This window comes from Bacteroides caecigallinarum (assembly GCF_021530995.1).
Lineage (GTDB): Bacteria > Bacteroidota > Bacteroidia > Bacteroidales > Bacteroidaceae > Phocaeicola > Phocaeicola faecigallinarum.
Genome location: NZ_JADYTF010000013.1, coordinates 36,347 through 46,086 on the forward strand (window position 1 = coordinate 36,347; position 9,740 = coordinate 46,086).

At 45.1% G+C, this 9,740-nt stretch carries 11 protein-coding genes; 9 read left to right on the plus strand and 2 right to left on the minus strand.

Annotated features, from left to right (window positions below):
• Nucleotides 1-57: 57 nt before the first annotated feature.
• Both I6E24_RS03535 and I6E24_RS03540 read right to left on the minus strand, forming a co-directional pair.
• Complete coding sequence (locus I6E24_RS03535; protein WP_235326278.1) at nt 58-636, minus strand: Crp/Fnr family transcriptional regulator; 579 nt, start codon at nt 634-636, stop codon at nt 58-60.
• Nucleotides 637-682: 46 nt separating this feature from the next.
• Entirely contained in the window at nt 683-2,029 is a 1,347-nt protein-coding gene (locus I6E24_RS03540; RefSeq protein ID WP_235326280.1) for an MATE family efflux transporter, read from the minus strand.
• 156 nt (nt 2,030-2,185) lie between these two features.
• Between I6E24_RS03540 and I6E24_RS03545 the strand changes: the two genes are divergently transcribed.
• The 9 genes from I6E24_RS03545 (at nt 2,186) to I6E24_RS03585 (ending at nt 9,514) form a co-directional block, all read left to right on the plus strand.
• The gene (locus tag I6E24_RS03545) at nt 2,186-2,611 is read left to right on the plus strand and encodes a PaaI family thioesterase (RefSeq protein WP_235326282.1); all 426 of its coding nucleotides are present in this window, start codon (nt 2,186-2,188) and stop codon (nt 2,609-2,611) included.
• Nucleotides 2,608-3,723, plus strand: a complete 1,116-nt coding sequence (locus tag I6E24_RS03550) for an isochorismate synthase (RefSeq protein ID WP_235326284.1) — start codon at nt 2,608-2,610, stop codon at nt 3,721-3,723. Before I6E24_RS03545 ends, I6E24_RS03550 begins: the two co-directional genes overlap by 4 nt.
• 48 nt (nt 3,724-3,771) lie before the next feature.
• On the plus strand, nt 3,772-5,436 hold the full coding sequence (menD, locus tag I6E24_RS03555) for a 2-succinyl-5-enolpyruvyl-6-hydroxy-3-cyclohexene-1-carboxylic-acid synthase (protein WP_235326286.1): 1,665 nt from the start codon (nt 3,772-3,774) through the stop codon (nt 5,434-5,436).
• A gap of 8 nt (nt 5,437-5,444) precedes the next feature.
• Nucleotides 5,445-6,266 carry a 1,4-dihydroxy-2-naphthoyl-CoA synthase gene (gene menB / locus I6E24_RS03560; RefSeq protein ID WP_154043278.1) on the plus strand — a complete coding sequence of 274 codons (822 nt, stop codon included), beginning with the start codon at nt 5,445-5,447 and terminating at the stop codon, nt 6,264-6,266.
• A gap of 169 nt (nt 6,267-6,435) precedes the next feature.
• Nucleotides 6,436-7,476: an o-succinylbenzoate synthase gene (locus I6E24_RS03565; protein ID WP_235326288.1), complete on the plus strand. Its 1,041-nt coding sequence runs from the start codon at nt 6,436-6,438 to the stop codon at nt 7,474-7,476.
• 61 nt (nt 7,477-7,537) lie between these two features.
• Nucleotides 7,538-7,750 carry a DUF3791 domain-containing protein gene (locus I6E24_RS03570; RefSeq protein ID WP_262911879.1) on the plus strand — a complete coding sequence of 71 codons (213 nt, stop codon included), beginning with the start codon at nt 7,538-7,540 and terminating at the stop codon, nt 7,748-7,750.
• Complete coding sequence (locus I6E24_RS03575; protein ID WP_235326290.1) at nt 7,747-8,220, plus strand: DUF3990 domain-containing protein; 474 nt, start codon at nt 7,747-7,749, stop codon at nt 8,218-8,220. The genes I6E24_RS03570 and I6E24_RS03575 overlap by 4 nt, the downstream gene beginning before the upstream one ends.
• A gap of 17 nt (nt 8,221-8,237) precedes the next feature.
• The gene (locus I6E24_RS03580; RefSeq protein WP_235326292.1) at nt 8,238-8,426 is read left to right on the plus strand and encodes a hypothetical protein; all 189 of its coding nucleotides are present in this window, start codon (nt 8,238-8,240) and stop codon (nt 8,424-8,426) included.
• Nucleotides 8,427-8,440: 14 nt separating this feature from the next.
• Nucleotides 8,441-9,514, plus strand: a complete 1,074-nt coding sequence (locus I6E24_RS03585) for an AMP-binding protein (RefSeq protein ID WP_235326294.1) — start codon at nt 8,441-8,443, stop codon at nt 9,512-9,514.
• Nucleotides 9,515-9,740: the final 226 nt, after the last annotated feature.

The following is a 9,740-nucleotide window of genomic DNA, read 5'->3' on the forward strand; positions in this document are numbered from 1 at the left end:
AAATCACAAAACAAAAGTGCAATCATATTCTATTTTTTTGAGAACTTCTTTGTAAAATTATTTCTCCTTTGCCAGTTCTGCTCTTATACGGCTTAACGACTGAGGAGTAATGAACAGATAGGATGCTATATATTTAAGCGGCACATGTTTCAGAAGCAAAGGGTCGCGTTTCAGCAGGTCGAGGTATCTTTCCTTGGCCTGGGTGATTGAGCCGGTGGCGACAATACGCTCCTCAGCCACAAGGAAATCCTGCTCTACCAACTTTCTTCCTAAGTTAGCACTTTCTATCGAGGAATTCAGAAACACTTCCATCTTTGATTTGCTTATCACATACAGTGTACTGTCCGTCATAGCCTCAATATATATCGGCGACGGACGACCGGCCATATATCCCCAACTGGAGAAAACCGTCTCGCCGGTTATTGCAAACCAGACAGACAGTTCCTCACCGTCACGAAGTATATACCCACGCCATATACCTTCCTTAATCAGATAATACGAACTGTTCGTCTCTCCCTCACGCACCAGGAAATCACCTTTCCTGAAACAGACCTCGTCCATATTATCAACGAGCTTCATACACTCCTTCTCGGTAGCACTGTATCTCTTGCAAAATGCATCAACAAACTGCCTCATGAAATATCAATATTTAGTTCACTGATACAAAAATACACATTAGTTTTCAAGACTGTCTCTTTCTTCTGCAATAAATGGTAATGACAAACAGAAAAGTGACAAATTCAGCCGCAGGAACAGACAGCCATATTCCGGGAACTCCCAATAACTTAGGCATAATCCAAAAACATGCCAGAATTAGGATATATCCGCGAAGCAATGTCACGGCCATGGCAGGACGGTCGCGCTCCACACTCTGGAAGTATCCAATGGAAACCATATTTATCCCGAAAAATATAAATCCGGAAGCAAACAGCGGAAGACCGCTTTCGGCAATATTATATGCGGGATATGCCGGATCTATAAACATAGATACAATCTGCGGCGAGAATACCTCCGTCAGAACAATAACCACCGCACCAAAACCTACGGCAGAGAAAAGAGCCAATCTGAACGCACGGTTAACTCTGGAACTGTTGCCCTGACCGAAATTATAACTCAGAATAGGCTGTGCCGACTGTGCTATGGCATTATAAACCATAAATATTATCGGAAAGAAATAACATGCAATACTGTATGCCGCCACACCGTCCTCGCCAGTGTAATGCATAAACACGTAGTTGCCCACAAACATCATCGTAGCAATAGCTCCTTCACACAGGAATGTAGATACACCAAGACGACACATATACCCTACATTCCGCGCGGTAAGCATCAGACTCTTCCGGCTCAGTTTCACTCTCACCATGTGTATCACATGCTTTCTGTCGATAAGATAAACCAGTATCATGGCGGCACCTACTATATATCCAAGACTCGTAGCAAGGGCAGCCCCGAACATTCCCCATCCGAATTCAAAGATAAAGACATAGTCGAGCACTATGTTTATTACGGCAGGTATGATATTGCAGTACATCGCATAATTGGGCGATCCGTCCAGACGGACGAAGAACATTCCGGAACTAAGCAGTGCGCTGAACACCAGAAATGGGATAAACCAGTTCATATACTCCACAGCCAAAGGCAGAAGCCGTTCCGAACTGCCAAGCAGCAGTGCCACCTTCTCTACATTCAGCATTATCAGCAGCGCATATAGTATGAGCAGCAGCGACGATACCACCACAGCCTGCGTCACGTTTATGCGTGCCACCTTGATTTTCCCGTGCGACAGGTGTATAGACGCCACTACCGAGGCACCGATACCGAACATCAGAGCCACGCCGGTGTTGATAAGAAACAGCGGAGCTGTGATATTGACAGCGGCAAGCGCGTCGCTGCCTATCCCCTTGCCCACAAATATTCCGTCGGTTATTATGAATATAGCCGAAAACACCATTCCCATAACCGTAGGTATCAGAAGCTTGACGAACAACTTCGATACCTCCATCTTTCCAAAGTCGATACTATCCTTCATACTGTCATTTTTTTCAGGGCGCAAAGTTAGGTCAAAGACTCGTCATGAAAATTAACATATGGTAAAAAGAGTATCTTTAAATATAAATGAGTAAAGAATTTTTCCGGTCTTCGATGAATAAATGTATATTTGCATTCGGATAAAAAAGGAAATAATATGCAAAACAGCGACAATATGGCAAATTCCCTTCCCGACTTAAGAGGCTCGATGGGCGAGCATCTGGGTATAAAGTTCATAACGATGGAAGAAGGAAAGGTAGTTGCCACCATGCCTGTTGACCACCGCACATGCCAGCCGTTCGGTCTCCTGAACGGAGGAGCGTCGCTCGCCCTGGCTGAAATGGTTGCAGGACACGGCTCTGTTCCGCTTTGCTCAACTGGAGAAATGCCATGCGGCATTCAGGTAAGCGCAAACCACGTGGGAATGGTCAGAGTGGAAGAAGGAGCATTCGTTACAGCCACAGGCACAATAGTGCACCGTGGCAGGACAACACACATTTGGAACATAGACATAACGAGCCAGACAGGAAAACTCATTTCCACAGCAAGAGTTGTTAATCAAATAGTGAAAAAACGGATATGAACAAGCCCGATTCACACATACATAAGCTTATTGACAGGATGACGTGCAGCAACACGTCGTTTGCCATTTACCGTCTTCCATGGACTGATATACCTCTTCTGGTAATGCAGGACGGAGGCGAGCCGCAGACATTCAGCAGTCTGAAGGAACTGAACGGACAGAAAGGATTTGTGATATCTCCTTTCAGTTTCACAAGCAGTCATCCCGGAGTAATAATCCGCCCGGACATTACAGCTAACGGATGGGAAGAAATATCGGAAAAGATTTCATCAATTACAATATCCGACACCGAACAGGAATGCACATCCACCGCTATCGACATAAAGCCTGAGACAGAGCTTAAAGAAAGATACATGGAAGTGTTCGCCAATTTCATAAGCCCGCTGAAAAGCAAAAAAATAGGGAAACTTGTCTTATCGCGCAATGCTTCGTACAAACTGGATGAGAATTTCTCTCCGCTTGAAGCATTCGTCACTGCATGCAACAGTTATCCGCGAATGATGATTTCGCTGTCGCATACTCCCGTGAGCGGAACATGGATAGGCAGTACTCCGGAAATAATCCTCAGCGGTGAGGGCGATACATGGAACACTGTGGCACTGGCAGGAACCATGCCTATGCAGGGCGAGGTGATGCCTACCGAATGGCACAAGAAGGAAAAGGACGAACAGGCTTTCGTAAGCGAATATATCAGCAAGGTGATAAAGAAATTCAGCAGCAAGATTGCCGTAAAGGGACCATATACAGCACGTGCCGGACAGCTGGTACACCTGAGAACCGACTTCCAGTTCGGACTAAAAAAGACTTCCGAGCTCGGCAACCTGCTCGATGCACTCCACCCCACTCCTGCCGTATGCGGAATGCCGAAAGACAAGGCATACGATTTCATTATCGAAAACGAAGGCTACGACAGGAAATACTATTCCGGAATAATAGGATGGCTCAACCCTGAAGGACATACCACACTATACGTCAATCTCCGATGTCTGAACATAGACGGCAACTACGCTACACTATATGCCGGAGGAGGTATCCTCCCTTCATCTGATGCCAATTCGGAATGGGAAGAGACGCAGCATAAGATGAAGACTATAAAGTTAGTTATCAGTTGATAGAACCAACAACTTTCATTTTTAATTATTAATTTTTAATTCCCCAAAGTGTACACCGATAAGAAAAGCATACTACAACTGGCTGCCCTGCTTAAAGCACATGGGATAAGGAAGATAGTACTTTGCCCCGGTAGCCGCAACATACCTATTGTGCAGACACTTGCCAATATACCGGAATTCACATGTTATCCCGTAACGGACGAACGCAGTGCAGGATTCTTCGCGCTCGGACTTGCTCTCCATGGAGGAAGCCCGGCAGCTATCTGTTGTACTTCGGGTACAGCCCTGCTGAACATTCATCCGGCTGTGGCAGAAGCGTTCTATCAGCAAGTGCCTCTTGTGGTAATATCCGCCGACCGCCCTGCTGCATGGATAGGTCAGATGGACGGACAGACACTGCCTCAACCGGGAGTTTTCGGAAGCCTGGTAAAGAAATCCGTAAATCTGCCGGAAGTAAATACCGACGAGGACGAGTGGTACTGCAACCGCCTCATCAACGAGGTCCTTCTCGAACTTAACCATCACGGGAAAGGTCCTGTTCATATCAACGTGCCTGTAAGCGAGCCTTTCTTCCTGCTGCCGGTGAACGAACTGCCAGAAGCAAGAGTCATCACCCGCTATCAGGGACTGAGCGTTTACGACAAGGACTACGAACCGCTTATCGAACGCCTTAACAAATACCAGCGACGGATGATGGTAGTAGGTCAGATGAACCTGATTTACCTGTTCGACAAGAAATATACCAAATCGCTTTACAAGCATTTCGCATGGTTCTCCGAGAATATAAGCAACCGCACCATACCGGGACTGCCCATCAAGAACATAGAGCCGCTTCTCTGCTCGATGGACTTCGAGGCACAGAAGAAGATGCGTCCGGAACTGCTCATCACTTACGGTGGGCACGTCATATCAAAGCGTCTGAAGAAATTCCTCCGCCGCCATCCGCCTGTAGAACACTGGCATGTATCTCCCGACGGTGAAGTGATGGACCTCTACGGTTCTCTTACCACTATAATAGAGATGGACCCGTTCGAGTTCCTCGAAAAGATTTCATCGCGCATGGAGAACCGCACTCCGGAATATCCGCGCCAGTGGGAAGCTCTGTCGAAAGCCATACCTCAGGCAGAGTTCGAATATTCGGAAATGAGCGCCATAGGAAAGGTTATAACCGGACTTCCTGCACCATGCTCGTTGCATCTTGCCAACAGCTCGGCTGTGAGATACGCACAACTTTTCGATGTTCCTCAGGAAGTTGAGATACTATCAAACAGAGGAACGAACGGTATAGAAGGCTCCCTGTCAACAGCCATAGGTTATGCAACCGCATCGGACAAACTGAACTTCATCATCATAGGCGACCTGAGTTTCTTCTACGATATGAACGCCCTCTGGAACAATAACTACGGTTCGAACATCCGTATCCTACTCCTCAACAACAGCGGTGGAGAGATTTTCCACGCACTGCCCGGACTTGAACTTCACGACAACGCACGCCGTTTCGTGACAGCCACCCACACAGCATCGGCAAAGGCATGGGCTGAAGACCGCGGACTGGAATATCTGTCGGCTCATAACGAAGAAGAGTTGGACAATGCCACTGCACGTTTCCTCGAGCCGTCTGTAACAAATCGTCCTATGCTGCTCGAAGTGTTCACAGAAAAAGACAAGGACATAGAATTGCTTAAGAAGTATTATCACAATCTGAAAAAATAATTACATCAATGGAAAAAAGAGAATGGAAAACCATAAAGGAATATCAGGATATTCTTTTCGACTTCTATAACGGAATAGCGAAAATCACTATCAACCGTCCGCGATACAGAAACGCATTCACTCCTACCACTACATCAGAAATCAGTGACGCACTACTTATCTGCCGCGAATGTCAGGACATCAATGTAGTAGTTCTTACTGGTGCCGGCGACAAGGCATTCTGTTCAGGCGGCGACATGCATGTGAAAGGTCACGGAGGATACATCGGAACAGACGGTGTGCCACGCCTCAACGTGCTTGACGTACAGAAGCAGATACGTTCCATTCCTAAACCTGTGATAGCGATGGTAAACGGATATGCTATCGGTGGCGGACACGTTCTTCACGTAGTTTGCGACTTGTCAATAGCATCAGAAAATGCAATCTTCGGACAGACAGGTCCGCGTGTGGGCAGTTTCGATGCGGGATTCGGCTCTTCATATCTGGCCCGCGTGGTAGGTCAGAAAAAGGCCCGTGAGATATGGTTCCTCTGCCGTCAGTACTCTGCACAGGAAGCTCTCGAAATGGGACTTGTAAACAAGGTTGTTCCTTTCGACCGTCTGGAAGACGAAGTTGTGGAATGGGCAGAAACAATGATGCAGCACAGTCCGCTTGCACTTCGCATGATTAAGGCAGGCCTGAATGCCGAACTCGACGGTCAGGCTGGTATTCAGGAACTGGCCGGCGATGCCACAATGCTGTACTACATGACAGAAGAAGCCCAGGAAGGCGGAAAGGCATTCCTTGAAAAACGTAAACCGGACTGGAGTAAATTCCCTAAAATGCCTTAATTCAAGAAAAAAAGAAGAGACATCATCATCTCCACACGAACGTGTGGAGAGCTTGACACGGCCGTGTGGAGCACTCGACACGAGCGTGTGGAGCACTCGACACGAACGTGTGGAGAACAAAATATATACTTGTTTCTCCAAATTAAACAGCCCTTTTATATAGAAATCTATGATTAAATCAGAAATAATTCCTTACGAACTTCACTTCAAGCAGCCTGCAGGCACATCACGCGGTGTTTATACAACCCGCAAGGTATGGTATGTCCGACTTACGGATACAGAAACCGGAAAATCCGGAACAGGCGAGTGTGCACCACTTCCCAACCTGAGTTGCGACGACATTCCCGAATACGAAGATGTGTTGCATTGCCATTGCCTGCAAGTAGAGAAGACCGGTTCAATTGATTATAAGAGCCTGCGTCCATACCCGTCGATGCTGTTCGGCCTGGAAACTGCCTTTTATCATCTCCATGCCGGCAGTCTTGCTTTTTGGGACACACCGTTCTCGCGTGGAGAAGAGGGAATTACCATCAACGGTCTGATTTGGATGGGCAGTTTCGATGAAATGTATGCCCGTATCCGCGAAAAGATGAGTGCCGGATTCCGCTGCATCAAACTGAAGATTGGTGCCATAGATTTTGAAAAGGAATTACAGCTGCTTGAGTTTATCCGCAGCCATTTCGACAAGGATGAGATAGAACTACGCGTGGATGCCAACGGAGCATTCAAACCGTCTGACACTATGTCCAGACTTGAAGCACTGAGCAAGTTCGACCTTCATTCCATAGAACAGCCAATACGTCAGGGACAATGGGAAGAGATGGCAAGACTCTGCGCCACCACTCCACTCCCTATAGCTCTCGACGAAGAACTGATAGGTGTGAATAAAGAAATCGAAAAGATTCGCCTTCTGGAAACTATCCGTCCGCAATACATTATCCTGAAACCATCTCTGCATGGCGGAATTGCCGGTTCTGAGGAATGGATACGTCTGGCAAAGGAAAGAAACATCGGCTACTGGATAACCTCCGCACTGGAATCAAACATCGGACTTAATGCCATAGCACAATGGACAGCCACTCAGGAACATACATTTCCACAAGGACTTGGCACAGGGCAGCTGTTTACTGACAATATTGAGTCTCCGCTGTGTATTAAGGGAGAAAGGTTGTGGTTTGATGCGGAGAAGAATGTTGATATATTATTGTAATTAAATATTTTTCTTGCATATCACGTCTATATTTCTTACTTTTGAGAAAATGAGTTTATATATGAAAGATAAAATTGAATATATCGTTATATGTATTTCTGAGTTTGCCAAGCGACATAAACTGACGATGCAGCAATCTTTCAATTACCTAAAACGATGTAAAGGCATTGAATTTCTCAATAATGGATATGAGGTAGAACATCTGTTTTCAATAGAAGATGCCATAGACGACTTAACATTATACTGCCAAAAATACGGAGGTAATATAAGATGATATTGTATCACGGTTCAAACCAAGAAATATTAACAATTGATTTATCCAAGTCACGACCACACAAAGACTTCGGACAAGGTTTTTATTTGACTGAGAATAAAGACCAGGCACAAAAGATGGCAGAACAAAAAGTCATTCAGTATGGAGGTATACCTACAGTAAATACTTACGAATTTGACGAAGTCAATCTAAATAATCCAGCGTTAAGAATTAAAATATTTGAAGGATATACGCAGGAATGGGCCGAATTTATACTTGCAAACAGAAACCGGGAAAATATCGACAAAGTACATGATTATGATATTGTTATAGGTCCTATAGCCGATGACAAAGTTGGAGTTCAACTATTTAGGTACATGAAAGAATACATTGATCTTCCAACATTAGTTAAAAAACTCCAATATATCAATCTAACTGTACAATATTATTTTGGTACTGATAATGCTATTAAATTACTTAAAAAGTTATGACAAACGATGAGCAATTCATGATAGAATGCATTACTACCGAACTTATATCTTATGTAATGAGAGACTTCCATAAAGATATGGAAGAGGCCATGGACATGGTTTACAATTCCAATACTTACACCAAACTGTTAAATACAAAAAGCGGATTATATTATCAAAGCCCACTTTATGTATATGACTTATTCAAAGAAGAATTCCCTCTATAATTCCACTCACAAAAATGCATTCAAACATCACCATAAACGGAAAGACTTATAATGCCGAAGAAGCATCACAACTTAAAGACCTATTCACATCAGAATACGGCGAAGACAGCTTCATGGCATCACTTGGCGGATTCCTTGCAGAATGGTACAACGAAAGTCCACTACTGAAAGTACACACTTCAGGCTCTACCGGCACTCCAAAAGAACTGTGGGTGGAGAAGGAAAGGATGATGAACAGCGCACGCCTCACCGTTTCATTCCTGGGACTAAAGGCCGGCGACAGCGCATTACTGTGTATGCCCCTCCCCTACATAGCCGGAAAAATGGTGGTAGTGCGCAGCATAATAGCAGGCCTCAACCTTATGGTGGTTACTCCATGCGGACGCCCTTTGCAGGACATAACAGAAATACCTGACTTCGCAGCCATGATACCGATGCAGGTGTTCAACTCACTGCAACATCCTGAAGACAGAGAGAAACTGATGCAGATCCGTCATCTCATAATCGGAGGAGGAGCCATAGACAAGAATATGGCAGAGGAACTGAAATCTTTCCCCAACGCAGTATGGAGCACATACGGAATGACAGAAACACTCTCGCACATCGCACTCCGCCGACTGAACGGCAGCGATGCGTCGGAATTGTACACACCTTTCGACAATGTATCCCTTAGCCTATCGGATGAAGGGACACTTATCATCTCCGCTCCTTCCGTAAACCCCGAAACTTTAATCACAAACGATATAGTAGAATTCAACGGCAAAGGACAGTTCCGAATACTCGGACGCAAGGATAATACCATCAACACCGGAGGGGTGAAAGTACAGATAGAACAAGTGGAAGAAAAACTTAGTCACTACCTGCCGGAAGGTTCGTATATGATTACCTCCGTACCGGACGCAAAGTTTGGCGAAAAGATAGTAATGTTAGTATCACGCGAAATGGATACGGACGGTGCGATAAACAACCTTCCGCATTACTGGCGTCCGAAACACACCATCCTTATCCCGGAACTTCCGCTTACAGGAACAGGAAAGCCGGACAGAGCTAAGGCGAAGGCTATTGCGGCGGGAATGATTTTCTTATAGACAAGACAATAATGGGTATTTTTTGTCTTATCCATAAGACAAAAACATAACTTATATCACATTTTTTTCCCAAAACATCATTCTATATTCATAATTTACTACCTTTCCTCTAAAATGATTTACGGTAGAATGATTCCAAAGGCTTCCATTGGTATATTCATATGAATAAAGGCAATAAAATATTTACCGGCAGCATATTGTTGTCGGTAATAATTTTTTATAAGTT

Bases quoted from the DNA above. Each gene is read 5' to 3' on its own strand.
- I6E24_RS03580 (WP_235326292.1), top strand. From the start codon at position 8,238: ATGATAGAATGCATTACTACCGAACTTATATCTTATGTAATGAGAGAC.
- I6E24_RS03585 (WP_235326294.1), top strand. From the start codon at position 8,441: ATGCATTCAAACATCACCATAAACGGAAAGACTTATAATGCCGAAGAA.
- I6E24_RS03535 (WP_235326278.1), bottom strand. From the start codon at position 636: ATGAGGCAGTTTGTTGATGCATTTTGCAAGAGATACAGTGCTACCGAG.
- I6E24_RS03570 (WP_262911879.1), top strand. From the start codon at position 7,538: ATGAAAGATAAAATTGAATATATCGTTATATGTATTTCTGAGTTTGCC.
- I6E24_RS03550 (WP_235326284.1), top strand. From the start codon at position 2,608: ATGAACAAGCCCGATTCACACATACATAAGCTTATTGACAGGATGACG.
- I6E24_RS03575 (WP_235326290.1), top strand. From the start codon at position 7,747: ATGATATTGTATCACGGTTCAAACCAAGAAATATTAACAATTGATTTA.
- menB (WP_154043278.1), top strand. From the start codon at position 5,445: ATGGAAAAAAGAGAATGGAAAACCATAAAGGAATATCAGGATATTCTT.
- I6E24_RS03565 (WP_235326288.1), top strand. From the start codon at position 6,436: ATGATTAAATCAGAAATAATTCCTTACGAACTTCACTTCAAGCAGCCT.
- I6E24_RS03540 (WP_235326280.1), bottom strand. From the start codon at position 2,029: ATGAAGGATAGTATCGACTTTGGAAAGATGGAGGTATCGAAGTTGTTC.
- I6E24_RS03545 (WP_235326282.1), top strand. From the start codon at position 2,186: ATGCAAAACAGCGACAATATGGCAAATTCCCTTCCCGACTTAAGAGGC.